Raw genomic sequence first — 24,200 nt, forward strand, 5'->3', positions numbered from 1 at the left:
AAACGAACCCATGACCATCTTCACCGAAGCCGAAGCCAAGGCCATCCTCGACAAGGTCATCGCCCTGTCCAGCGCCGACGAGTGCACCGCGGTGCTCTCGGGCGGCAACAGCGGCAACATCCGCTTCGCCCTGAACAACGTGTCCACCAGCGGCACCGTCGACGACGTCGACCTGGTGGTCTCGGTCGCGTTCGGCAAGCGGGTCGGCACCGCCACCATCAACGAGTTCGACGACGCCTCGCTCGAGCGCGTGGTGCGTCGCGCCGAGGACCTGGCCAGGCTCGCCCCGGAGAACCCCGAGTTCATGCCGGCGATCGGCAAGCAGTCCTACGCGGCCACCGCCACCCACAGCGCGGCGACCGCGGCGATCACCCCCGAGTACCGCGCCCAGGTCGCGGCCAGCTCCATCGCGCCGTGCCGCGAGGCCGGGCTGGTGGCGGCGGGCTTCCTCGAGGACAGCCGCTCGTTCACCGCGATCGCCAACAGCAACGGCAACTTCGGCTACCAGACCGCGACCAGCGCCGACTACACCTGCACCGTGCGCACCGAGGACGGCCGTGGCTCGGGCTGGGTGGGCCGCAACGTCACCGACATCTCGCAGTTCGACGCCGGCCGCGACATCGCCGTCGCGATCCGCAAGGCCCGCGAGTCCGCCGACGCCAGGGCGCTGGAGCCGGGCAAGTACACCGTCATCCTGGAGCCGCACGCGGCCGCGGGGCTGATCTCGTTCATGATGTACTTCTTCGACGCCCGCCAGGCCGACGAGGGCCGCAGCTTCCTGTCGAAGAAGGGCGGCGGCAACAAGCTCGGCGAACAGGTCTACGACCCGCGCGTGAGCATCTGGGCCGACCCGGCCGACCCCGACGTGCCGGTGCTGCCGTGGGACGACGAGGGCCTGGCGCGCAAGCGCATGCCGGTGATCCAGGACGGCAAGGTCGCCAACCTGCTGTACTCGCGCTACTGGGCCCAGCAGCAGGGCAGGGAGCCGGTGGCGGCGCCGGGCAACCTGATCATGGCCGGCGGCACCAAGTCGACGGCGGACCTGGTGCGCGAGACCGAGCGCGGCATCCTGGTCACCCGCACCTGGTACATCCGCATGGTCGACCCGCAGACCGTGCTGCTCACCGGCCTGACCCGCGACGGCACCTTCTACATCGAGAACGGCCAGATCCGTTACCCGATCAAGAACTTCCGCTTCAACGAGTCGCCGGTGATCATGCTCAACAACATCGACGAGCTCGGCAAGCCGGTGCGGGTGAGCGGCGACGAGTCGCGCTTCGCCATGATGATCCCGCCGATGCGCCTGCGCGACTTCACCTTCACTTCGCTGTCCGACGCGGTGTGACGGCTCGCCTCGCCCCATGCCGGCTCCCCGCGCGGGGCGAAGGCGGACGGCCTGCACGGCGCTGCCGTGCAGGCGACCCGGGTGCGCGGGGCGCGGCGCCGCGGCGCAACCGGGGCGCGGGGCTGGCGGGGCGCGCATGAGCGGAACGTCCATGACGCGCGCGCGGTTCCTGCGCCTGGGGCTCGGCGCGGCCGCCGGGGCCTGGTTGGCGGCGCGCGCGCCGGTCGCGCGCGCGGCTTCGTCGGCGGGCTACGATTTCTGGTTCACCCGCCTCAAGTACGACTCGGGCGACTGGGACGTGGACGAGCGCATGCCGTCCAACCTGATCACCGCGCTGATCGATTACACCGGGCTGTGGGTGGATCCGAAGGAGCACGTGGTCGAACTCGCCGACCCGAAAATGCTGTCGGCCCCGTTCTGCTACCTGGCGGGCCATCGCCTGGTCGAGTTCAATCCCGCCGAGCGGCGCAACTTCGAACGCTACGTGCGCAACGGCGGGTTCGTGTTCGTGGACGACTGCAACCACGACATCGACGGACTGTTCGCCAAGTCGTTCGAGGCCCAGATGGCCTCGATCTTCGGCCCGCGCGCGCTGGCGCGGATCCCGAACAGCCATCCCGTCTACAGCAGTTTCTTCCGCTTCCCCGACGGCCCGCCGGCGACCAGCTTCGAGCTCAATGGCTGGGGCGACGACCTGGTGCACGACTACCTCAGGGGCATCAGCATCGACGGCCGCCTGGGCGTGCTCTACAGCAACAAGGACTACGGCTGCGAGTGGGACTACGACTGGCGCAACAAGCGCTTCCTGGCCGAGGACAACACGAAGTTCGCGGTCAACATCGTGGTCTATGCGCTGACCGGATGACGCCGCCGGCGAACGCCTCCCCGCACCACCTGCCTCCTCCCCCCGGATGCCCATGAACGCCCCACTCACCGAATCCGAGATCCAGGCCCGCGTCGCGCGCCTGCCCGAGCTGCGCGCCGCGATCGCCACCGCCATCGTCGGCCAGCACGACGTGGTCGAGCAGCTGCTCACCGGCCTGCTCGCCGGCGGCCACTGCCTGCTCGAGGGCGTGCCCGGCCTCGGCAAGACCCTGCTGGTCCGCACCCTGGGCCAGGCCCTGGACCTGCAGTTCCGGCGCGTGCAGTTCACCCCCGACCTGATGCCGAGCGACCTGCTCGGCACCGAGCTGCTGGAGGAGGACCACGGCACCGGCCGGCGCGAGTTCCGGTTCCAGAAGGGCCCGGTGTTCACCAACCTGCTGCTGGCCGACGAGCTCAACCGCACCCCGCCCAAGACCCAGGCGGCGCTGCTGGAGGCGATGCAGGAGCACACGGTCAGCTTCGCCGGCGTGACCCACGCGCTGCCGGAGCCGTTCTTCGTCCTCGCCACCCAGAACCCGATCGAGCAGGCCGGCACCTATCCGCTGCCCGAGGCCCAGCTCGACCGCTTCCTGCTGCACATCGCGCTCGAGTACCCCGACGAGGCCGAGGAGCGCGCGATCCTGGCGCAGACCACCGGCGCCCGCGTGGCCGAGGTGCCGCGGGTGATGGGCGGCGAGGAGGTGCTGGCGCTGCAGGCGCTTGTGCGCGAGGTGCACGTGGGCGAGGAGGTGCTGGCCTGGATCACCCGCCTGGTGCGCGCCACGCGCCCGGGCGACGGCGCGCCGCAGGTGGTGCGCGACTACGTGCGCTGGGGCGCCGGGCCGCGCGCCGGGCAGTCGCTGGTGCTGGCGAGCAAGGCGCGCGCGCTGCTGCACGGTCGCCTGGCCGTGACCCGCGAGGACGTGGCCGCGCTGGCCGCGCCGGTGATGCGGCACCGCCTGCTGCTGTCGTTCGCGGCCGAGGCCGAGCGCAAGCGGCCCGACGACGTGATCGCCGCGCTGCTGCGCGAAGTGCCGTTCCCGTCCGCCTGAGCCGGCGATGGACGACGACCTGCTGCCGCCGTCGTTGCGGGCGCGGCTGCGCGAGCTGCGCATCGGCTCGCGGCGGATCAGTCCGCTGCGCGGCGGCGGCGTGCACCGCAGCCGCGACCGCGGCGCGGGCCTGGAGTTCTCCCAGTACCGCGGCTACGAACCGGGCGACGAGCCGCGCCGCATCGACTGGAAGCTGTACGCGCGCAGCGACCGCTTCTTCGTCCGCGAGGCCGAGCGCGACAGTCCGTTGACGGCCTGGGTGCTGCTCGACGCCAGCGCGTCGATGGCCCAGGCCGACGAGTCGCGCCCGCAATGGACCCGGCTGGACGCCGGCAAGGCGCTGGCGGCGGCGATCGCAGAGGTCGTGGTGCGCCAGGGCGACCACATCGGGCTGGCCGTCCTGCGCGACGGGGCCATGCGGCTGGCGCCTGCCGCGCCCGGCGCGCGCCAGCGCGACCGGGTGTTGCTGGAGCTGCATGGCGTCGAGGCCCGGGGCGTGTTCCCCGCGGGCGAGCGGCTGATGCCGCTGTGGGCGCGGATCGGCGCCGACGAGCTGGTGGTGTTCATCGGCGACTGCTTCGACGAGGCCTGCATCGCGCTGGCCGAGCGCCTGGCCGGCGCGCGGCGCGAGGTCGTGGTGATCCAGCTGCTCACCGTGGCCGAGCGCGATTTCCCGTTCGACGACGGCCGCATGTTCCGTGATCCCGAGACGGGCGACACGCTGCCCGGCGACGGCCGCGCGCTGCGCGAGGGCTTCCTCGCCCGTTTCGGCGACGCGCAGCGGGCCCTGCATGCGCGGCTGGACGCGGCCGGCATCCGCCACGCGGTGCACGTGCTCGACGAGCCGCTGGAGCGCCCGTTGCGGCAGCTGTTCGCGAACGACGCGGAGGCCGCTGGCGCGTGAACCTGGTCCTGCTGCTGCCGGCCGCCCTGGGCGCGCTGCTCGCGCTGGCGATCCCGCTGCTGATCCATCTTTCGCGTCGCCAGCAGTACCGGCCGACCGTGTTCGCGGCACTGCGCTGGCTGCGCGCCAGCCCGAAGCCGCGCAGGCGGGTGCGTTTCGACGAATGGCCGCTGCTGCTGGTGCGGCTGCTGCTGCTGGCGCTGATCGCGCTGTGGCTGGCCCGCCCGGTGCTGCATGGCGCGCCCGATACGACGCCGTGGACAGTGGTGGCGCCGGGCGTGCCCGACGGACAGGTGCGACAGCTCGCAGGCAACGGCGAGGGCGAGCTGCGCTGGCTTGCCGCCGGCTTCCCGCCGCTGTCGCAGCCGGCCCCGGCGTCGCCGCAGCCGGTCGCCAGCCTGCTGCGCCAGCTCGATGCCGAACTGCCGGGCGGGGCCGCGCTGCGCGTGGTGGTGCCGGAACGGCTGTCGGGACTGGACGGTGGGCCCCTGCAGCTGTCGCGCGAGGTCGAATGGCATGTGGTGCCGGCGGGCGATGTCGCCCCACGGCAGGTTGAAGCTGCCCCGCGCGCGATCGTCGTGCGCCATGCGGAAGGACAGGAGGAAGCGGTGCGCGTCCTGCGCGCCGCGGTGCTTGCGTTGCGGGAGCCCGGAGGAGGCGAACCCGCCTTCGAAGCTGCAGCCGTCGACGAGCCGCTTCCCGGCGGCATGCGCCGGCTCGCCTGGATCGCCCCGGGTCCCTTGCCAGACGCGGCGAGGCGCTGGATCGAGGACGGCGGCGCGGCGCTGCTCGGGCCCGGGACCGGGTTGGAGCTCGCGGACGCGGAATGGCGCGCCGTCTGGCGCGACGACGACGGGACGGCGCTCGTCGAGGAAGCCGCGCTCGGCCGCGGCCGCGTGCTGCGCCTTCACCGGCCGTTGCGGCCGGCCGACATGCCGCAGCTGCTCGAGCCGTCGTTCCCGCATCGGCTGCAGGCATTGTTCGAACCGCCGCCGATGCCGACGCGGGCCTTCGCGCAGGACGTCGCGCCCGTTCGCATCGACGTGGCCTGGCCGGCCGCGCCGCGCGCACTCCAGCCGTGGCTCGCGGTCCTCGTCGCGCTGCTGGCGCTGCTCGAACGCTGGCTGGCGACTTCGCCGCGCCGCGGAGGCCGCGCATGAGCGCCGTGCTGCAGCAGCTGTCGCGCGGCGCGCGCGTGCGGGTGTTCGCCGGCGGCCTGCTCACGGGCCTCGGCATCGCGGTGGCCTGCGCGGCGCCGGCCTGGCACGCGTGGGGCACCGGCGTCGCAGGCATGGTGGGCGTCGCGGTGGCGGCGGCCGCCACGCTGCTGGCGTGGCGCAGGGCGCGCCGATACGACGCGGCATGGGCGGCATCGCGGCTGGACGCCACCCGTCGCGACCTGGAAGACAGCACGGCGCTGCTGCTGGCGGACCAGGACGCGCTCGGTCCGCTGCAGGCACTGCAGCGCGAACGCATCGCGCGGCGCCTGCACGAGCGCCCGCCGGGCGACCTGCGCCCCGCCTGGGCCTGGCGCGCGATCTGCACCGGATGGCTGGTCGCCGCGATCGCCGTGGCGTTTGCGCTGGCCTGGCCGCGGGGCACGCCGACCCCGCCGGCACCTGCCGTCGCCAGCTCAGCAGCGCCCGCGCCGGAGGCGCCGCCGCGGCTGGTGGAAGCGCAGCTGCGGATCGAACCGCCCGGCTACACCGGCATCGCCGCCACCACCACGGACGAACTCGACGTGCAGGCGCCGGTCGGATCGCGCCTGCACTGGACCCTGCGCTTCGACCCGCAGCCCGCCGCGGCGGCGCTTGCGCTGCACGACGGCAGCCGCGTCGAACTGCGCCGCGGGGATGACGCGTGGGTGGCGGAGACGCGACTGGAGGCGTCGCTGCTCTACCGGGTGTCGGCCGAGGGCGAGGCCGCGCAGGGCCGACTGCACCGCATCGACGCGGTGCCGGACGCGGCGCCGGTGGTGCGGGTCCGCATTCCGGAGCGCGGGCTCACCCTGGCCGACCCGCCACCGCGCGCCTGGCCGCTGTCGTTCGAGGCCGAGGACGACCACGGCCTGCAGGCGGAGGCCCGCCTGCTGGTGACGCGCTCCGAGGGCAGCGGCGAGAACGTGCGCTTCCACGAGCACGTGCGCGTGCTGCGCGGCCGCGGCGACCGCCGCGCGCTGCGCTTCGACGCCAGCCTCGATCCCTCCGACTTCGGCCTGCAGCGTGGCGAGGACCTCGTCGCCCGGCTCGAGGTGCGCGACAACCGCTCGCCGCAGCCGCAGGTGGCGCGCAGCGCGAGCGTGATCCTGCGCTGGCCGGAGCAGCCGCTGCTCGGCGCCGAAGGCCTGGAGGGCCTGGCGCGGCAGGTGCTGCCGGCGTACTTCCGCAGCCAGCGCCAGATCATCATCGACGCCGAGGCGCTGATCGCGCAGAGGCCGCAGCTGTCGGAGGACGCGTTCGCAGCGCGTTCGGACGCGCTCGGCGTGGACCAGCGCCTGCTGCGGCTGCGCTACGGCCAGTTCCTCGGCGAGGAAAGCGAAGCGGGCTCGCGTCCGCCGCCGACCAGCGACCTGCCGGTGGCGGACGCGGAGGATGGCGAGGACGGGCACGCGCACGACGACGGGCACGATCATGCGGCGTCGGACCCTGCAACGCCGCAGGGTTTCGGCGATCCGGGCGGCATCCTGGAGGCCTTCGGCCATACCCACGACCTGCCGGAGGCGGCGACCCTGCTCGATCCGGAAACCCGGGAGATCCTGCGCAGCGCCCTGCGCGAGATGTGGCAGTCGGAACTGCACCTGCGCCAGGCCGAGCCGGCGAAGGCGCTGCCGTACGCGAACCGCGCGCTCGAGTTCATCAAGCAGGTGCAGCAGGCCGACCGCATCTACCTGCAGCGCGTCGGCACCCGCCTGCCGCCGATCGACGAAACCCGGCGCCTGGGCGGCAAGCGCGAGGGCATCGCGCCGCGCGCGCCGTCGCCGCCGTCGCGACCGGGCGACGACCCGGTGCAAGCGGCCTGGCAGGCGCTGGGCGAAGGCGGCCCCGTCGCCACGGAGACGCTCGACGCGGTGCAGGACTGGGCCGCCGACCATGCCGCGCTCGTGGGCGACCCGCTGGCCCTGGTGGCGGCGATCGACGCGCTGCGCATCGATCCCGGCTGCGTTGCCTGCCGCGAGGACCTGCGTGGGCTGCTGTGGGCGGCGATGCGCCGGCCCGACGGTGGCGTCGCGCCGCGCGAGACGGGCGGCGAAACGGGGCGGCGCTATCTCGAACTGCTGCAGTCCGGGGAGGGAGCGCGATGACGCCGCAACTGATCGTCGCCTCGCTGCTGGCCATGGCGGTGGTGACGGGCTGGACCCGGTTGCTGCTGGCCTGGCGACGCGATCGCGCGGGTGAGCGGACCTGGCGGCGCATCGCGCTGCTGCTCGCGCAACCCGCGATGGCCGCCCTCCTGTACCTGGTGCTGTACCCGCCGCCGCAGGGTGGCGGCGCCGGCGGGGTGCCGACCGTGCTCGCCGAAGCCGCGGATGCAGGGGCGCTCGCGGACGCCCCCGGTCCCGTGTTCGCGCTGCCCGAGGCGCCGGCCATTGCCGGCGTGGGGCGCGTGCCCGACCTCGCCACGGTCCTGCGCCGGCATCCGGGCACGCGGCGCGTGCGCGTGGCAGGTGCCGGACTGACCGCGCGCGACCTGGATGCCGCGCTCGGGATCGCGATCGAGCCGGTGTTGACCGACCTGCCGCCCGGCGTGTGGCGCGTGCACGTGTCCTCGCCGGTCGTCGCCGGCGCGACGCTGCGGATCTCCGGGCAGGCCGGAGGCGTGCCGGGCGGGCAGGTCGAACTGCGCGACCCGGCGGGACGCCGCGTGGACGCGATGGCGCTGCCCGACGACGGCGCGTTCTCGCTCTCGGCTGGGGTGCACGCGCCCGGCACGGCGACGTTCGTGCTGCGGGTGCTCGATGCCGACGGCGGCGTGGTCGAGAGCGCACCGGTCGCCACGCATGCCGAAGCGCCGCTGGCGCCGCGGGTGCTGCTGCTGTCCGGCGCGCCGAACCCCGAGACGCGCGCGCTGTCGCGCTGGATGCACGATGCCGGCTTCGCGGTCCAGTCGCGCATCGCGCTCGGCGGCGGGGCGGCGATCGCGAGCGGGTCCGCCGAGGTCGACGATCCGCGCCTCGACCTGCTGGTGGTCGACGCGCGCGCCTGGCAGGCGCTGGGCGAGGGCGGCCGTGCGCGCGCCCTGGCCGCGGTCGAGGCGGGGATGGGCCTGCTGCTGCGCGCCGACGTGGCGCTGCCGGCGGCGGCCCTGCGCCCGCTGTCGGGCAAGGAGTTCGCGCTCGCCGGTGGCACCGGCACCACCGCGTTCGCCCTGGCGCCGCCGCGGCTGGCCGACGAGGCCGCGCTGCGCGCGCGACTGGGGACCGGCACGCGCGATGCGCCGGTCGACGTCGGGGCCGCCGCCGGCACGCCGCCGCAACTGGCGCGACGCGACCTGCGCGCCACCGGCGCGAGCGCAGTGCCGCTGCTGCGCGATGCCCAGGGCGATGCGGTCGCGTGGTGGCGGCCGCACGGGCAGGGCCGGATCGGCGTGTGGACGCCGGTCGACACGTGGCTGCTGCCGCTGGCCGGTCGCCGCGACCTGCACGCGGAGCTGTGGAACACGGCCTTCGCGGCGCTCGCGCGGCCGCGGCCACGCGCGGACATCCGCATCGACGGCCAGCCGCGCGCCGGCGAGCGCGTGGCCGTCTGCGGCGTTGGCGCGGACGCCACCGTGTCGGCGCCGGACGGCGTGCGCACGCGGCTGCTGCCCGATCCGGACGCCGGCGGCTGCGCGGCCTTCTGGCCTGCGGCCGGTGGCTGGCATCGGGTCGAGGACGGGGAGTCCGGACTTGCGTTCCACGTGCTCGCGCCGGACGCACTGCCGGGCGTGCGGCTGGCGGCGATGCGCGAGGCCACGCTGCGGCTGGCGGCGAAGGGGCCGGTGGACGGTGATCCTGGTGTCGCCCTGGTCGCGCCGCGCCGGATGCCGTCCTGGCCCTGGTTCCTGGCCTGGCTGCTGCTGGCGACCGCGGCCTGGTGGCTGGAGCGCGCCCGCGCCGGGCGTGCCGTGCCCGGGCGCGACCGGGCCTGACCGGCGCTATGCTGGCGGCGGGTGAGGAGGAGACCACGCCATGCCGACTTACGAGGGAAGCTGCCACTGCGGTGCGATCGCGTTCGAACTCGAAGGCGAGATCACCGAGGGCTACGACTGCAACTGCTCGATGTGCCGCCGGCGCGGCGGCCTGCTCGCGTTCCTTCCGCGCGAGGCGCTGGTGCTCAGGACGCCGGAGTCGGCGCTCGGGACGTACAAGTTCAACCGCCACGTCATCGACCATCATTTCTGCAAGGTCTGCGGCATCTCGCCCTTCAGCGAGGGCGTGCATCCGGCCACCGGCGCGAAGACGGTGGCGGTGAACCTGCGCTGCCTGCCGGACCTCGACCTGGCCTCGGTGAAGGTCGTCCCGGTCGACGGCGCCAAGCTGTGAGGCATGTCCGGCACGCGTCGTGGGTGGCGCGCGCCGGACTGGCCGTCGCCCTCGCGCTGCCCGCCGCGGCGTCCGCCGCATGCCCGCCCGAGGGCATGGATCGTGAGGGGCTGCAGGCGTTCAAGGTACGGCGCTTCGAAACGGCGGACCCGGCGCAGCGGCAGCGGCTCGCGCTTGCGCTGGCCGGATGCCTGGGCGATCCGGATCCCGCCGTGCGCGACGGCATCGCCTACCAGGCGCTGGCGCAGTGGATGCGCGCGGGCGAGCTCGACGTCGCCACCCTGCGCGCGCTGCGCGATCGCCTGCACGCGCTGGTCGACGGCGGCGAGGGCGAGGGCTTCGCGCGTCCGTTCGCGGCGCTGGTGCTGTCGGAAGTGGCGCGCACCGACCGCATCGCGCCGTGGATGACGCCCGGCGAGCGCAAGGCCATGGTGCGCAAGGCGGCCGGCTACGTGGCCACCGTGCAGGACTATCGCGGCTTCGACGATGCCCGGGGCTGGCGCCACGGCGTGGCGCACGGCGCCGACTGGCTGCTGCAACTGGCGCTCCATCCGGCGCTGGAGCGCGACCAGGGCGACCTGGTCCTCGAGGCCGTCGCCGCCCAGGCCGTGCCCGGGACCGCGCACGCCTACGTGTTCGGCGAGCCGGCGCGGCTCGCGCGCCCGGTCCTGGCGCTGGCCCGCAGCCGGCTGTACGACAGGGGCGACTGGCAGGCGTGGTTCGCCGACCTGCCGCCGCGCCTCGGCGATCCCGGGCTCGCCTACGCCGACGAGGAGTGGCTGGCGCGGCGCCACGACCTGGTGGCGTTCGTGCTTGCGCTCTACGTCGGGGCCGACCGGGATCCGGTACTGGGCGAGCTCAAGCCGCTGCTCGTGGAGACGCTCGGGGCGGTGCCATAGCCGGCTCGCGTGCGTTGAATCCCGCCGGCACCGCGGTCACACTCGGCCTTCATTGCCGATGGAGGATGGATCGATGGCGACCCGACGCGATTGCCTGAAGTTCACGCTGGCCACCGCGGCGGCGACGGCGCTGCCGCAGGCCCGCCTGCTGGCGCAGGAGGCCGGGCCCCTGCTGACGCGCGCGGTGCCGAAGACCGGCGAGCAGCTGCCGGTCGTGGGCCTCGGCAGTTCGGCCACCTTCGCCCAGGTGGCGCGCAGCGAGGACGTCTCGGCGCTGCGCGAGGTGCTGCAGGCGCTGGTGGAGGGCGGCGGGCAGGTGTTCGACACCGCGCCCGCGTACGGCGCCTCGGAGGAAGTGGCCGGGCAGATCGCGCACGAGCTGGGCCTCGGCGAGCGGGTGTTCTGGGCGACCAAGCTCAACGCCGTGCCGCGCGGCGGTGGGACCGCCGACCCGGCCGCCGCGCGCGAGCAGCTGGAGACCTCGTTCCGGCGACTGGGCAAGGATCCGCTCGACCTGGTCCAGGTGCACAACCTGGCCGACATCCCGACCCAGCTGGCGCTGCTGCAGCGCTACAAGGCCGACGGGCGCATCCGCCACGTCGGCGTGACCTCGACCAGCAAGCAGGCGTATCCGCGCCTGGTCGAGGTGATGCGCAACGAGGACATCGATTTCATCGGCGTGGACTACGCGGTCGACAACCGCGACGTCGAGGAGACCATCCTGCCGCTGGCGCTCGAGCGCCGGATCGGGGTGCTGGTGTACGTGCCGTTCGGGCGCACGCGGCTGTGGAGCCGGATCGGCGACCGGCCCCTGCCGGACTGGGCGGCGGAGTTCGACGCCACGTCCTGGGCCCAGTTCATGCTCAAGTACGTGCTCGCGCATCCGGCGGTCACCTGCGTGACGCCGGCAACCAGCAAGGCGCGCAACATGCTCGACAACCTCGGTGCGGGCCGCGGCCGGCTGCCGGACGACGCGCAGCGCCGGCGCATGGTCGAATTCATCGACGCGCTGCCGCCCGCGCCGTAGGAGCGGCTTCCGGCGCGACCGGCCTCCTGGCCCATGGCCGCGTGGACTGCACCGCCTGCGGGTCGCGGCTGAAGCGCTCCTGCGGGGGCGCGCGTCGGCGACGCGGGTTACTCCGGCTCGTCGGTCTCGAACTCGACGAAGACCTCCAGGTCGAAGGCGAGCGCTTCCACCGCTTCGCGCACGCGGCGTTCGGTGGAGGGGTTGGGGACCTCGATCTCGATCTCGTGGGTCTCGGTGCCGCGCACGTCGTGCAGTCCGGCCGAGCTGGAGTCGGCGTCGTCCATGTGCGGCATCAGGTCGTCGACTTCCTCGACGTGCTCGATGCCGTCGAGGCTTTGCAGCAGGTTGGCGATCGCACGGACCTGGTCGTCGTTGCCGGCGATGCGCATGCGGAGCAGGGCCATGGTGTCCTCGGGCTGCGGGAAGCTCCAGGGCAGACTAGGGCGGCCTCGGCCAACGCGGCGTGAGGACGGCGCGGGTCAGTCGCGCGGCGTGCGCGAGGGAATCGCGATGTTGCACAGGTCCACGTGGCCGGCCGGGCGCTTGTAGAACGCGTCGCGACGATTGCGGCGCGATTCGACGTAGGCATCGAACGTGGCGGTGTCGGTGCGCAGCACCTCGATCGGCTCTCGCTGCTCCGCGGGCAGCTCGGAGGCCAGGGTGATGGCGCGGATCGGGACGTGCCGCGCCGGATCCTCGAGCATCCCCAGCGGCTCGGGGCCGCGCGGCACCGCGCTGAGCAGCTCCATGCCCCGGATCACGCGTCCGACCAGGGTGATGTTGCGGTCGAGCTGGCGCGGCGACTGGCCGGTCACCACGTAGAGCTCGGCGCCGATGCTGCTGTCGGCCTCGAGGTTGCGCCCGGCGCCGACCGCCCCGTAGCAGTGGGCCATCCACGCGACGCCGTCCGTGCCCTCGCGGGCGGCGGGGAAGCCGGCGACGAACCCGGCTTCGGGCGCCCAGCCGTCACGGTCGGGCAGGGGATGGAAGTCGAGGTCGCGCGCGGGGCGCTCGAACTCGGCCGGAAGCCGGGTGCGCGCGCTGCCGGTCGGCCTGGCCCGTTCCGGATCGTCGGCGTGGGGGTCGCCGAACTGGACCACGAAATTGTCGTGCGAGCGGTAGATCGCCGCCCCGTTCCAGAAGCCCTCGCGGGCCAGGATCCGGATGTTCTCCACGTGTTGCGGGGCGAAGTCCGGAGCCAGTTCGATCACCACCCGGCCGGCGTCCAGGTCCATGTAAAGGGTGTTGGCGGGATCCGGGGTGCGCCAGTCGGCGGGCGTGGAGGCCTCCAGGACCTCCTGGGTCGTGCGCGTGGGCGGCGCGTCGGCACCGGCCACCGCGGCCGGGAGCGCGAGGGCGGCGGCGAGCAGGACGGCAAGTGCGGGCTGGCGGGGCATGGGCGGGCGCCGTAGGAAGGAGTCCGCGGATTGTGGCCTCCCGAACGCGGGGCGACTAATGGCACATTCGCTATAGAGAAGTCCTTAATAGCATGTCCTCCATCCGGAGGATCGCGGCGTGGACACAGGCGAAGACCAGGGCGCGGCGCAGCTGCGCAAGTTCCAGAAGGAGCTCAGCGCGGGCACGGTGGCGCTGACCCTGCTGGCGGTCCTCGCGTCGGGTGAGCCGATGTACGGCTACCAGATCGCCAAGACCCTGGAGCGCTTCGGCGACGGGGTGCTGGCCGGAAAGCAGAGCACCCTGTACCCGGTGCTCCGCAACCTGCAGGCGGCCGGGTTGCTGGACAGCTTCACCGAGCCGTCGGACGCCGGCCCGCCCCGGCGCTACTACCGCATCACCGGCGCGGGGCTGGCGGCCCTGCGCGACTGGGCCGCCGCCTGGCGCGCGACCCGCGACTCCGTCGACGCCGTCCTGGAGGGGACCCGCCCATGAACCGCAACACGCTGCCGACCACGATCCCGGAGTACCTGGAACAACTGCGCCGGTCGCTGGCCGGCGCCGATCCCGCCCTGGTCCAGGACGCCCTCTACGATGCCGAGGAATACCTGCGCTCGGAGCTGGCCGAGCAGGCCGGCAGGAGCGAGGCCGAGGTGATCGCGGCGGTCGCCTCCAGCTACGGCGCTCCCGACGAGGTCGCCGACATCTACCGCGATACCGAGGTCAAGGTGCAGACCGCGCTGCGCCCGCCGGCGCCGCCGAAGCGCAAGTCGGCGCTCGGCCGCTTCTTCGGCGTGTTCGCCGACCCGCGTGCCTACGCCTCGCTGTTCTACATGGCGCTGGCGCTGGCCACGGGGATCTTCTACTTCGTGTGGGTGGTGACGGGGCTGTCGGTGTCGCTGGGCCTGTCGGTCACCATCATCGGCATCCCGCTGCTGATCCTGTTCTTCGGCTCGGTGCGGGTGCTGTCGCTGGTCGAGGGCCGGATCGTGGAAGTCATGCTGGGCGAGCGCATGCCGCGCCGGCCGCTGTACACCGCGCGCGGGCGCACCCTCATGCAGCGCATCGGCGACATGTTCACCGACGTGCGCACCTGGTCGACGATCCTGTACATGCTGCTGATGCTGCCGCTGGGCATCGCCTACTTCACCCTGGTCGTGACCCTGGTGGCGACCTCGCTGGCGTCGATCGCGACGCCGCTGCTGGTGTGGACCGGCGTGGCCGACGCGGGCATCGACGTCAACGGCTGGCAGCTGCTGTACATCGATGGCGACACGGTGTCGACCTCGATCCCGGCGCTGGCCCTGCCGCTGCTGCTGGTGGGCGGGGTGCTGCTGCTGTTCGCCACGATGCACGTCGCCCGCGGCATCGGCCGCCTGCACGGGCTGCTGGCCAAGCACCTGCTGGTCAAGACCGCGCAATACACGTAAGCCAGGGAGCGCGCCGCGCGGCGCCATGCCCCCGTGCGGTCGCTCAGGCGGCGCGCGTGGCCCGCTTGCGCGGCTTCGCCGCCTTCTTCGTCGCAGGCGCCTTCGCGGGCTTCGCATCCGCGACGTGCGCGACGATGAAGTCGCGCACGCGCGGATAGACCTGCTCGCGCCAGCGGCGGCCGCTGAAGATGCCGTAGTGGCCGGCCCCCATCACCGTGTAGTGCTCGCGGTCGGCCCCCGGGATCGAGGTGCACAGGTCGTGCGCGGCGCGGGTCTGGCCGAGGCCGGAGATGTCGTCGAGCTCGCCCTCGATGGTCATCAGCGCGGTGCCGGTGATCTTCGACGGATCCACGCGCTCGCCGGCCACGTCCCACAGCCCGCGCGGCAGCAGGTGCTCCTGGAACACGATCCGGATCGTGTCGAGGTAGTACTCGGCCGGCATGTCGAGCACGGCGTTGTACTCGTCGTAGAACTTGCGGTGCGACTCGGCGTCGTCGAGGTCGCCCTTGACCAGGTTCTGGTAGAAGTCCCAGTGCGACATGAAGTGCCGCTCGGGGTTCATCGCCATGAAGCCGGTGTGCTGGAGGAAGCCCGGGTACACGCGGCGGCCGGCGCCGGGGAAGTGGCCGGGCACGGGGTGGATGACGTTGTTCTCGAACCACCACAGCGGCTTCTGGGTGGCGAGGTTGTTGACCGCGGTCGGCGAGCGGCGCGGGTCCACCGGCCCCCCCATCAGCACCATCGAGCGCGGCACGGGTTCGCCGCGCGCGGCCATCAGCGAGATCGCCGCCAGCACCGGCACCGTCGGCTGGCACACGCCGATCACGTGCAGGTCCTTGGCGCCGATCAGGCGGATGAAGTCCTGGATGTAGGCGACGTAGTCGTCGAGCGAGAACGGCCCGGCTTCCTTGGGCACCATGCGCGCGTCGACCCAGTCGGTGATGTAGACCTTGTGGTCGCGCAGCAGGGTGCGCACGGTGTCGCGCAGCAGGGTGGCGTGGTGGCCGGAGAGCGGCGCCACCACCAGCACCGGCGGCTGGCCGCGCATCTCGGAGATGGTGTCGGCATCGTCGGTGTAGCGCTTGAAGCGCTGCAGGCGGCAGAACGGACGGTTCGACACCGTCTTCTCGATCACCGGGTAGGTCTCGCCCTGCCACTCGATCGAGTGGATGCCGAAGGCGGGTTTCTCGTATCCCTTGCCGATGCGGTAGAGCAGTTCGTTGGCGGCGGCGACGCGCTGGGCGCCGGGCATCGCCGACAGCCAGCTGCCGCGGGCGGAGAACGCACGTGCATTGGCCTCCGCCCAGAAGGTGAGCGGCGCCATCCAGGAACGGGTGAGTTCGTGGAACTGGTACAGGAGCATGGATCAGGCCGGTCGGGGCTGCTGCGACGCAGCATACCGCATCGGGGTGCACGTCGAGTCAAGCCGCTGCGGCTGCAGTCGCCGGGGAAAGGGCGGCGCTTGTTCAGCTTCCGCGGCCGGTCCCAGGCGGCGCGAGCTCCAGCGCGGCGGCGTCCGCGGCAAGCGCCGGCGAGAGCCAGCAGTGCGAGCCCACCTGGCGGAAGCCCAGCGCGGCGAAGCGGCGGCGGTAGAAGGCCGCCGGCCGCGCATGGAACTCGACGTCGTCGCCCTCGGTCTCGTCCTCGCGGGTGAAGCACTCCAGGAAGGCGACGCCGCCGCACAGCTCGGCCAGCCCGGGGAGTCCGCGGTCGAGCTCTCGCAACGGCAGGTAGTGCATCACGTCGCTGCACACCAGCAGGTCCACCGGCGGGCAGGGGCGCAGGTGGGCGAAGTCGGCGAAGCGCGCCAGGTGCAGGTTGCGGTGCGCGCCGTAGCGCTCGATCGCGTACGTGCTCGAGTCGAAGCCGATGTACCGGGCCTTCGGCCGCAGCTTCAGCAGCGGCGCGCGCCAGGCGCCTTCGCCGCAGCCGACGTCGAGCACCGTGCGCAGCGGGCGCTCCAGGTGGTACTCGGCCGTGGCCACCGCCAGCGCCACCTTGCGCGCCAGGCGCTGCGCGCCGCCGATCCCGCGGGCGCGGTACCAGGTGTCGAAGTAGCGGCGGTCGTAGCGCTTGGCCATCGGGGCTGGGGTCCGGAAAACGGGGCGCTACAATAGCGCGACCGTCCGTCCGCGTCCGCGCAGGAGATCCGCTTGAACGCCTACCTCGTGACCAAGTCGCTGCACCTGCTGGTGGTGATGGCGTGGGTGGCGGCGGTGTTCTACCTGCCCAGGATCCTGATCAACCTGGCGGAGGCCGGCGACGACGCGGCGGTGCGCGCGCGCCTGGTGCTGATGGGCCGGCGGCTGTACCGCTTCGGCCACGTCATGTTCGGCCTGGCGCTGGTCGCGGGCGTGGTGCTGTGGCTGGGTTACCGGGTGATCCCGGACTTCCCGACCATGGTCGGCGCCGGCACCGGCTGGCTGCATGCCAAGCTCGGCCTGGTGGTGCTGCTGCTCGCCCACTTCGTGGTGGGCGGGCGCTGGCTGGCGGGATGCGCGCAGGGACGGGCGCTGCCATCGGCGCGCGCGTTGCGCATCTACAACGAGGTCCCGGTGTTCGTGTTGCTGGCCGTGATCTGGCTGGTGCTGGCCAAGCCGTTCTGAACGGGCGCCGGCCGCGTGCCGGCGCCGCCGCGACCATTACTGCATGAACCACCCGTGGCTGACCACGAGGCTCTGGCCGGTGAGTGCGTTGGTCTCGAACGCGGCCAGGGCGAGGGCGACGTTGGCCACGTCGTCGACGGTGGTGAACTCGCCGTCCACCGTGTCGCGCAGCATGATGTCGCGCACCACCGCCTCCTCGCTGATGCCGAACTCCTTCGCCTGCTCGGGGATCTGCTTCTCCACCAGCGGGGTACGCACGAAGCCGGGGCAGATCACGTTGGCGCGCACGCCGTAGGCGGCCGCCTCCTTGGCCACGGTGCGGCACAGGCCGAGCAGGCCGTGCTTGGCGGTGACGTAGGGCGCCTTGAGCTTGGAAGCCAGGTGCGAATGCACCGAGCCCATGTAGATGATCGCGCCGCCCTCGCCGCGCCGCTCCATGTCGCGCAGGCATTCGCGGGTGGTGAGGAACGCGCCGTCGAGGTGGATGGCGAGCATCCGCTTCCAGTCGGCGAGGCTGAAGTCGGTGAGCTTGTTGACGATCTGGATGCCGGCGTTCGACACCAGCACGTCGACCTTGCCCCAGCGTGCGACCACGGCGGCGATGCCCTCGACCACCTGGGCCTCGTCGGTGACGTCCATGGTCACGGCCATGGCCTCGCCGCCCGCGTCGCGGATCGCGCGCGCCGCGTCCTCGGCGTCCGCGGTCCTGAGGTCGGCGATCGCGACCCGCCCGCCGGCCCGTGCATACACCTCGGCGATCCGGCGCCCGATGCCGCTGGCCGCGCCGGTGACCACGCAGACCTTGTCGTCGAGTCGGTTCATGGGGGACTCCTGGGTGGGGCAGGTCAGGATAGCGGCGGAGGCGGGGCGGGCGCGACGGCCCGCGCACGCGACCGCCGCGGCGTCACGGTGCGGCGCCGAAGTCCGCTGGCGCCGGCAGTTCGACCGGCACCCCGTCGGCGTTGCAGGTGCCGGCCTGGCAGAGGCGTTCGCGCAGGCGCGGCGTGGCCTGGACGATGACGTGGTAGATCACGTGCTGCTCCAGCGTGCCGCGGAAGGCATGGCTGCCGGGGCCGCGCGCCCAGATGCCGACGTCGTCGCCGCCGTGGGTTTCCGACGCCATCGGCACCAGTGCCTCCTGCATGTAGTCGGGATCGGTGGTGTCGACGCGGGCCAGGTCGGGCCGGCCGTTCGCGGGCTGGAAGCCGGCGGCGGCGTGGAAGTGGCGCTTGGGCCCCGCCGCCTGGCGCGCGCTGGCGCCGGTGTAGCCCGGGCCGTTGGCGTAGACCAGGGTGGTGTAGGGCAGGCCGAGCATGTCCAGCGCGTAGCGGTCCGGATCGTCGTCCTCGCTGGTCCGGCCGCGCACCTTGTCCAGGATCGGATTGCCGCGCCGCGGATAGCCGACGAAGCCGAGCGTGTGCGAATGGTCCGCGGTGACCACGATCAGGGTGTCGTCCGGCGAGGTCAGTTCCGCCGCGGCACGCACCGCGCGCGACATCGAGGCGGTCTCGTCGAGCGCGCGGTAGGCGTTGCCCTCGTGGTTGGCGTGGTCGATGCGCCCGCCCTCGACCAGCAGCACGAAGCCGCCGGGGTCGCGCGACAGGCGGCGGATCGCCTCGCGGGTCATCGTCTCAAGGTCAGGCTCGCCGCCGGGGTCGCGCGGGCGGTCGTGCTCGTAGCGCATGTGCTCGAACTCGAACAGGCCCAGCAGCGCCGGCGCATCCGCCGCGGCCTCGAACTGTGCCGCGTTCCAGGCGAACGCGCCGCCCGGGTTGCGCTGCAGCCATTCCTGGACGAGGTTGCGCCCGTCCAGGCGCGCGCCTTCCTTGTCGGGATGCTCGGGATCGCGTTCGCCGGCCGGCAGGAAGTGGCGGCGGCCGCCGCCCAGCAGCACCTTGGGGCCGGTGCCGGGCGCGAACTCCAGCAGCTGGCTGGCGATGTCGCGGCAGCCCTGTTCGCGCGCCTTCTCCGGCATCACGCCGTCGGACTCCCAGTTGCGGTCGGGGACGTGCGCGTAGGTGGCCGCGGGCGTGGCGTGGGTCAGGCGCGCGGTGGTCACGATGCCGGTGGACATGCCGGCCGACGCGGCCAGGCGCAGCCAGGACAGCACTTCGCGGCCGCGGCTGTCGGCGCAGTCCGAGCGCACGCCGGCCGATACGCCGATCGCCCCCATGTGCGACTTCACCCCGGTGGCGATCGCGGTCATGGTGCCGGCCGAGTCCGGGGTCTGCGAATCGGTGTTGTAGGTCTTGGAGAAGGCGGTGTGGGGGAACCGCTCCCACGACAGCAGGTGCTCCTCGCCGGGCGTCCCGGCGCGCTGGCCGTCGAAGATGCGCGCCGCCGCGACCGTGGTCAGGCTCATGCCGTCGCCGAGGAACACGATCACGTTCTTCGCCCGGCCCTGCATCGCGCCGTTGGCGGCCGCGCGCGCGGCGCCGCTGCGGTACCACCACTGCGCGGTCTCGCCGTCGGGGTGCTCGATTGCGGGCACCTCCACGACGGGGATCGGGGGCGGGGCGTCGCGGGACGGCGTCGCGCCGCAGGCGGCGAGCAGCGTCGCCAGCAGGGCGGCCGCGAAGGAATGCGACGATCGGGGCAAGGGGCGGGAAGTGCCGGGCATTTCGTGTCCAGTACGTGCGATGGGTGCGGGGCGCGCGCAGGCGCGAGGGCGGAAGTGTCCGTGGCATGGGGGGGCGACGTCCAGCGCCGGCCGCGCGCTTCGGGCTGGACGGATTGCCCGGGTGCGGGGCGCAGGCCGTACGCACCGTCGCCGCCGGACGTCCTGCTGGCGGCACGCCGTCGTTCCGGCAGCCGCGTCGCCACGGCGGGGGTGGTGGGCTAAGGTGGCGTCCTTCGCCGCCCCCCACGGTTCCCGCATGTCCGTCGCCCAGGCCTGGTTCCGGATTCCCTTCTGGCAGCGCGTCGCCGCCGGCTTCGTGCTGGGCGCGCTGGCGGGCTGGGCGATGGGACCGGCGGCGCAGACGTGGTTCGGGCCGCTGGGCGCGGTGTACGTCAACCTGATCAAGATGATCGCGATCCCGCTGGTGTTCTTCGCGGTCGTCAGCGCGGTGGGGTCGCTGGCCGGCCAGCGTTCGATCGCGGGGCTGGCCGGGCGCACCTTTCTGTGGTTCGCGATCACCGCGGTGCTGGCGGTGGCCGTGGGGCTGGCGGCCGGCTGGCTGTTCCGGCCCGGCGTGGGCGTGGACGCGGCCAGCCTGCAGGTCGCGGCCAACTACCGGCCGCGCGAGGTGCCCGGGCCACTGGACGTGCTGCTCAACATCGTGCCGGAAAACCCGTTCCGCGCGCTGGCGGCGCTGGGCGCGGGCAAAGCCGCCGATGGCCAGAACGTCATCGTGCCGAGCAACTTCACCATCCTGCAGGTGATCTTCTTCGCCGGCCTCGTGGGCTTCGCGCTGGTGAAGCTGGGCGCGAAGACCGAGGGCCTGCGCGGGCTGTTCGACCAGGGGCGCGAACTGATGATCCAGGTCACCCGCTTCGTGCTCGAGGCCACGCCGCTGGGCACCTTCGGCCTGATCGCGGCGCTGGTGGGCAGCTACGGCTTCGGCCAGCTGCTGCCGCTGGGCAAGTTCGTGCTGGCGCTGTACGCGGCCTGCGCCTTCCACATCGTGGCGGTGTACAGCGGGCTGCTGCTGGCGCACGGGCTCAACCCGCTGAAGTTCTTCCGCGGCGCGGCGCCCGCGATGCAGGTGGGATTCGTCGCCTCCAGCAGCTTCGCCGCGCTGCCGCTCTCGCTCACCAGCGCCAGCCACAACCTGGGCGTGGACCGCGACTACGCCGGCTTCGCCGTGCCGCTGGGGGCGAGTATCAAGATGGATGGCTGCGGCGCGATCTATCCGGCGCTGGGCGCGGTGTTCATCGCCCAGTTCATGGGCCTGGAGCTGACCACGGGCCAGTACGTGATCATCGCCCTGGCCTCGGTGCTGGGCAGCTTCGGCACCGCGGGCGTGCCGGGGACGGCGGTGATCATGGCCACCGTGGTGATCGGCGCGGCGGGCCTGCCGCTCGAGGCGATCGGCATCCTGTACGCCATCGACCGCGTGCTCGACATGATGCGGACCATGACCAACGTGACCGGCCAGGTACTGGTCCCGGTGCTGGTGGCGCGGCAGACCGGCCTGCTCGACCGGGAGGTCTTCGAGCGCGCCTCGAGCAATGTCGGCCTCGAGGCGGGCGAGAAAGCCGGTAGCGGCTGAGCCCGGCCGGAGCCGCGGGTCCGGGGGCGTCGGGCGGGGACAGCCATGACTTTCCTCCTACGGTGGCCGGCCGCGGCTGCAGTAACGTGGGCCGTCCACATCGGGCAGGAGGTGCCCATGAAGTCCTTGCTTGCAGGCGTGCTGCCGTGGCTGCTGGCCGCGGCGCCGGCGTTCGCTTCCGACGGCGACCGGTGGGAGATCCCGGTCGCGGTGAAGAAGCTCGACAACGGCCTGACCGTGGTGGTGTCCGAGGACCGCAGCTCGCCCGTGGTCGGGGTGAGCGTGGTGTACGGCATCGGCATGCGCCTGGAACCGCGCAACCGCACCGGCTTCGCGCACCTGTTCGAGCACCTGATGTTCGAGGGCTCGGAGAACGCGCCCGAGGGCACCTTCGACCGCGTGATCACCGGCGGCGGCGGCCGCAACAACGGCTCGACGCGGCCGGACTTCACCAACTACATCGAGGTCGCGCCCTCGTCGGCGATCGAGCCGATCCTGTGGCTCGAGGCCGACCGCATGCGCATGCTCGACTTCAACCCGGCCACGCTGAAGAACCAGCAGGACGTGGTGAAGGAGGAGATCCGGGTCAACGTGCAGAACCAGCCCTACGGCGGCTTCATGTGGCTCGACATCGGCTTCCAGGCGTTCGAGAAGTGGGAGAACAACCACGACGGCTACGGCAGCTTCGACGACCTGGAAGCGGCCACGCTCGACGACGTGCGCGCCTTCCACCGCGACTACTACGGCCCCAACAACGCGGTGCTTGGCCTGGCGGGCGACATCTCGCCGGAGGAGGGTTTCGCCCTGGCCGAGAAGTACTTCGGCGGCATCCCGGCGCGTCCGGTGCCGCCGGCGCCCGATTTCAGCGAGGGCCTGAACACGCAGGAGAAGCGCCTGGTCCAGGCCGACAAGCTGGCCCAGGTGCCGGCGGTCGCGATCGCCTGGAAGATGCCCGGGCGCGGCAGTCCCGACCAGCCGGCGATGTCGGTGCTCGGCGCGCTGCTCGCCAACGGCGACGCCTCGCGGCTGTACCAGGGCCTGGTCAAGGGCCGCGAGCTGGCCCTGACCGTGGACGGCCTGTACGGCCTCACCAGCGAGTGGGAATACAACGGGCCGACCCTGTTCACCGTGTTCGCGCTCTACAAGCCCGACAGCGACGGCCACGCCATCGTGCGCGCGGTGGACGAGGAGATCGCGCGGATCGTCGCCGAGGGCGTGGACGACGCGACCCTGGCGCGGACCAAGACCGCGCTGCTGGCCGACTGGTACAACGGCATGGAGCCCTTCATCTCCCGCGCCGACACCCTCGCCAAGCTGCAGCTGCTGTGGGGCGACGCCGGCGTCGCCAACCGCATCCCGGGCTGGATCGAGGCGGTCACGTCGGAGGACGTGCAGCGCGCCGCCAGGACCTACCTCGTGGCGTCCAACCGCACCGTGATCGACCGCGTGCCCGAGGCGCAGCTCGCCGCGCGCCGCGTCGACGCCCCGCAGGCCGAGTGAGGAGAGCGCGATGAAGACGACGATGACACTGGTCCTCCTGGCCGCCTGCGCCGTCGCGGCGCCCGCGATCGCGTCCGGGCCCGCCGAACTGCCGCGCGACCTGCCGCCGTACGCGGCCGACAAGCCGCTGCCGGTGCCGCAGATCGAGCGCCGCACCCTCGACAACGGACTGGAGGTATGGGTGGTGCCGCGCGACGGCGTGCCGCGCGTGGACTACGTGCTGGCGGTGCGCAATGCCGGCCATGGCGCGGACCCGGCCGACGCGCCTGGCTTCGCCGGGTTGCTCGCCGGCATGCTGACCGAAGGCACGGCCAGGCGCGACTCGCGCGAGATCGCCGAAGCGGCGCAGTCGTACGGCGGCAGCGTCGGCGCGAGCGCCAGCAACGACGGTGTGCTGGTGTATGCCGACGCGCTGGCCGCCCACGCCGGGCCGATGCTGGGCCTGCTGGCGGAGATCGTGCGTGGGCCCGTGTTCCCCGACGACGAGGTGGTCCTGGCCAAGGCCAACGCACTGCAGTCGCTCAAGGCGATGCAGGCGCAGCCTTCGTTCCGCGCCTCGCGCGAACTGCTGGCCGCGACCTACGGCGACCATCCCTACGCACGGACCCAGTTCACCGAGGAGTCGATCGCCGCGGTCACGCCCGAGGGGCTGCGCAAGGCGCATGCGCTGCGCTTCCGTCCCGACCGCGCGCTGCTGGTGGTGACCGGCCGGGTCGAGCCGGAGGAAGCGTTCCGCCTCGCCCGGTCGGCGTTCGGCGAGTGGAAGGCGCAGGGCCCGACGCTCGCGCCGGCGCCCGCCGCGCCGCGCGAGGCCACGCCGGCCCGGGTGCTGGTGCAGCGCGGCGGCAGCGTGCAGGCCACGCTGCGCCTGGGACGGCCCGCCATCGCGGCCACCGACGAGGACTACGTGCCCGCGATCCTGACCGGGACCATCCTGGGCGGCGGCTTCAGCAGCCGCGTGAACCAGAACCTGCGCGAGGACAAGGGCTACACCTACGGCGCGAGCGCCGGCTTCTCGACCTCGCGCATGGGTGGCCGGGTGCAGGCGGGCGCGGACGTGCGCAACGAGGTGACGGGCGCCGCGCTGGAGGAGTTCTTCTCCGAGTTCAGGCGCCTGGCCGAGGAACCGGTGCCGGAGCAGGAGCTGCTCGACAACAAGCGCTACGTCGCCGGCGGCTACCTGATCAGCAACCAGCTGCAGCGCTCGGTGGCCTCGACCCTGGCCTCGAACTGGCTGGTCGGCCTGCCGGCGGACTTCCTGTCCGGCTACGTGCCGCGCATCCAGCAGGTCGATGCGGAGCAGATACGCGACATCGCGCGCAAGTACTTCGATCCGAAGGACCTGTCGATCATCGTCGTGGGCGATGCCGCGGCGATCGAGGACCAGCTCGGCGCGTACGGCGAGTTCCGCAAGGTCGAATAACCGGCGGTATCCCGCGTCGG

At 73.0% G+C, this 24,200-nt stretch carries 22 protein-coding genes; 16 read left to right on the forward strand and 6 right to left on the reverse strand.

Annotated features, from left to right (window positions below):
- Positions 1-10 precede the first annotated feature (10 nt).
- The 10 genes from LUTJ29_RS0109120 (at position 11) to LUTJ29_RS0109165 (ending at position 11,612) form a co-directional block, all read left to right on the forward strand.
- Positions 11-1,345, forward strand: coding sequence for a TldD/PmbA family protein (locus LUTJ29_RS0109120; RefSeq protein ID WP_027072251.1), 1,335 nt, complete (start codon positions 11-13; stop codon positions 1,343-1,345).
- 151 nt (positions 1,346-1,496) lie between these two features.
- Positions 1,497-2,210 carry a DUF4159 domain-containing protein gene (locus LUTJ29_RS0109125; protein WP_027072252.1) on the forward strand — a complete coding sequence of 238 codons (714 nt, stop codon included), beginning with the start codon at positions 1,497-1,499 and terminating at the stop codon, positions 2,208-2,210.
- 52 nt (positions 2,211-2,262) lie between these two features.
- The gene (locus LUTJ29_RS0109130; protein ID WP_027072253.1) at positions 2,263-3,261 is read left to right on the forward strand and encodes a MoxR family ATPase; all 999 of its coding nucleotides are present in this window, start codon (positions 2,263-2,265) and stop codon (positions 3,259-3,261) included.
- 7 nt (positions 3,262-3,268) lie between these two features.
- Positions 3,269-4,165 carry a DUF58 domain-containing protein gene (locus LUTJ29_RS0109135; protein WP_027072254.1) on the forward strand — a complete coding sequence of 299 codons (897 nt, stop codon included), beginning with the start codon at positions 3,269-3,271 and terminating at the stop codon, positions 4,163-4,165.
- The gene (locus tag LUTJ29_RS0109140) at positions 4,162-5,325 is read left to right on the forward strand and encodes a BatA domain-containing protein (RefSeq protein ID WP_027072255.1); all 1,164 of its coding nucleotides are present in this window, start codon (positions 4,162-4,164) and stop codon (positions 5,323-5,325) included. Before LUTJ29_RS0109135 ends, LUTJ29_RS0109140 begins: the two co-directional genes overlap by 4 nt.
- Positions 5,322-7,466: a DUF4175 family protein gene (locus tag LUTJ29_RS0109145; RefSeq protein ID WP_027072256.1), complete on the forward strand. Its 2,145-nt coding sequence runs from the start codon at positions 5,322-5,324 to the stop codon at positions 7,464-7,466. The genes LUTJ29_RS0109140 and LUTJ29_RS0109145 overlap by 4 nt, the downstream gene beginning before the upstream one ends.
- Complete coding sequence (locus LUTJ29_RS0109150; protein WP_027072257.1) at positions 7,463-9,292, forward strand: hypothetical protein; 1,830 nt, start codon at positions 7,463-7,465, stop codon at positions 9,290-9,292. Before LUTJ29_RS0109145 ends, LUTJ29_RS0109150 begins: the two co-directional genes overlap by 4 nt.
- Positions 9,293-9,332: 40 nt before the next feature.
- On the forward strand, positions 9,333-9,686 hold the full coding sequence (locus LUTJ29_RS0109155) for a GFA family protein (RefSeq protein ID WP_027072258.1): 354 nt from the start codon (positions 9,333-9,335) through the stop codon (positions 9,684-9,686).
- 95 nt (positions 9,687-9,781) lie between these two features.
- Positions 9,782-10,585: a DUF2785 domain-containing protein gene (locus LUTJ29_RS16915; protein ID WP_084524812.1), complete on the forward strand. Its 804-nt coding sequence runs from the start codon at positions 9,782-9,784 to the stop codon at positions 10,583-10,585.
- 73 nt (positions 10,586-10,658) lie between these two features.
- Positions 10,659-11,612 carry an aldo/keto reductase gene (locus LUTJ29_RS0109165; protein WP_027072259.1) on the forward strand — a complete coding sequence of 318 codons (954 nt, stop codon included), beginning with the start codon at positions 10,659-10,661 and terminating at the stop codon, positions 11,610-11,612.
- Positions 11,613-11,719: 107 nt separating this feature from the next.
- Here LUTJ29_RS0109165 and LUTJ29_RS0109170 read toward each other — a convergent pair whose 3' ends face one another.
- On the reverse strand, positions 11,720-12,016 hold the full coding sequence (locus tag LUTJ29_RS0109170) for a hypothetical protein (protein ID WP_027072260.1): 297 nt from the start codon (positions 12,014-12,016) through the stop codon (positions 11,720-11,722).
- 75 nt (positions 12,017-12,091) lie between these two features.
- Positions 12,092-13,009 carry a peptidylprolyl isomerase gene (locus LUTJ29_RS0109175; protein ID WP_027072261.1) on the reverse strand — a complete coding sequence of 306 codons (918 nt, stop codon included), beginning with the start codon at positions 13,007-13,009 and terminating at the stop codon, positions 12,092-12,094.
- Positions 13,010-13,127: 118 nt separating this feature from the next.
- On the opposite strand from LUTJ29_RS0109175, the gene LUTJ29_RS0109180 reads away from it, so the two are divergent.
- Together LUTJ29_RS0109180 and LUTJ29_RS0109185 are read left to right on the forward strand one after the other, a co-directional pair.
- Positions 13,128-13,502: a PadR family transcriptional regulator gene (locus LUTJ29_RS0109180; RefSeq protein WP_027072262.1), complete on the forward strand. Its 375-nt coding sequence runs from the start codon at positions 13,128-13,130 to the stop codon at positions 13,500-13,502.
- On the forward strand, positions 13,499-14,437 hold the full coding sequence (locus tag LUTJ29_RS0109185) for a sensor domain-containing protein (RefSeq protein WP_027072263.1): 939 nt from the start codon (positions 13,499-13,501) through the stop codon (positions 14,435-14,437). The genes LUTJ29_RS0109180 and LUTJ29_RS0109185 overlap by 4 nt, the downstream gene beginning before the upstream one ends.
- 43 nt (positions 14,438-14,480) lie before the next feature.
- Here LUTJ29_RS0109185 and phaZ read toward each other — a convergent pair whose 3' ends face one another.
- Complete coding sequence (phaZ, locus tag LUTJ29_RS16920) at positions 14,481-15,800, reverse strand: polyhydroxyalkanoate depolymerase (RefSeq protein ID WP_051322880.1); 1,320 nt, start codon at positions 15,798-15,800, stop codon at positions 14,481-14,483.
- Between the two features lie 103 nt (positions 15,801-15,903).
- Complete coding sequence (locus LUTJ29_RS0109195) at positions 15,904-16,518, reverse strand: class I SAM-dependent methyltransferase (RefSeq protein WP_027072264.1); 615 nt, start codon at positions 16,516-16,518, stop codon at positions 15,904-15,906.
- 72 nt (positions 16,519-16,590) lie between these two features.
- On the opposite strand from LUTJ29_RS0109195, the gene LUTJ29_RS0109200 reads away from it, so the two are divergent.
- Positions 16,591-17,043, forward strand: a complete 453-nt coding sequence (locus LUTJ29_RS0109200) for a CopD family protein (protein WP_027072265.1) — start codon at positions 16,591-16,593, stop codon at positions 17,041-17,043.
- Between the two features lie 36 nt (positions 17,044-17,079).
- Here LUTJ29_RS0109200 and LUTJ29_RS0109205 read toward each other — a convergent pair whose 3' ends face one another.
- Both LUTJ29_RS0109205 and LUTJ29_RS0109210 read right to left on the reverse strand, forming a co-directional pair.
- Positions 17,080-17,865 carry a 3-hydroxybutyrate dehydrogenase gene (locus LUTJ29_RS0109205; RefSeq protein ID WP_027072266.1) on the reverse strand — a complete coding sequence of 262 codons (786 nt, stop codon included), beginning with the start codon at positions 17,863-17,865 and terminating at the stop codon, positions 17,080-17,082.
- 82 nt (positions 17,866-17,947) lie between these two features.
- Positions 17,948-19,663 carry an alkaline phosphatase gene (locus LUTJ29_RS0109210; protein ID WP_051322881.1) on the reverse strand — a complete coding sequence of 572 codons (1,716 nt, stop codon included), beginning with the start codon at positions 19,661-19,663 and terminating at the stop codon, positions 17,948-17,950.
- 256 nt (positions 19,664-19,919) lie between these two features.
- Between LUTJ29_RS0109210 and LUTJ29_RS0109215 the strand changes: the two genes are divergently transcribed.
- From LUTJ29_RS0109215 to LUTJ29_RS0109225, 3 genes are all read left to right on the forward strand, one after another.
- The gene (locus LUTJ29_RS0109215; RefSeq protein ID WP_027072268.1) at positions 19,920-21,257 is read left to right on the forward strand and encodes a dicarboxylate/amino acid:cation symporter; all 1,338 of its coding nucleotides are present in this window, start codon (positions 19,920-19,922) and stop codon (positions 21,255-21,257) included.
- 117 nt (positions 21,258-21,374) lie between these two features.
- The gene (locus LUTJ29_RS16925) at positions 21,375-22,757 is read left to right on the forward strand and encodes a pitrilysin family protein (RefSeq protein WP_043741003.1); all 1,383 of its coding nucleotides are present in this window, start codon (positions 21,375-21,377) and stop codon (positions 22,755-22,757) included.
- A gap of 22 nt (positions 22,758-22,779) precedes the next feature.
- Positions 22,780-24,180, forward strand: a complete 1,401-nt coding sequence (locus LUTJ29_RS0109225; protein WP_027072269.1) for a pitrilysin family protein — start codon at positions 22,780-22,782, stop codon at positions 24,178-24,180.
- Positions 24,181-24,200 lie beyond the last annotated feature (20 nt).

Origin of the sequence: Luteimonas sp. J29, from assembly GCF_000472505.1 — a bacterium.
Classification (GTDB): domain Bacteria; phylum Pseudomonadota; class Gammaproteobacteria; order Xanthomonadales; family Xanthomonadaceae; genus Luteimonas.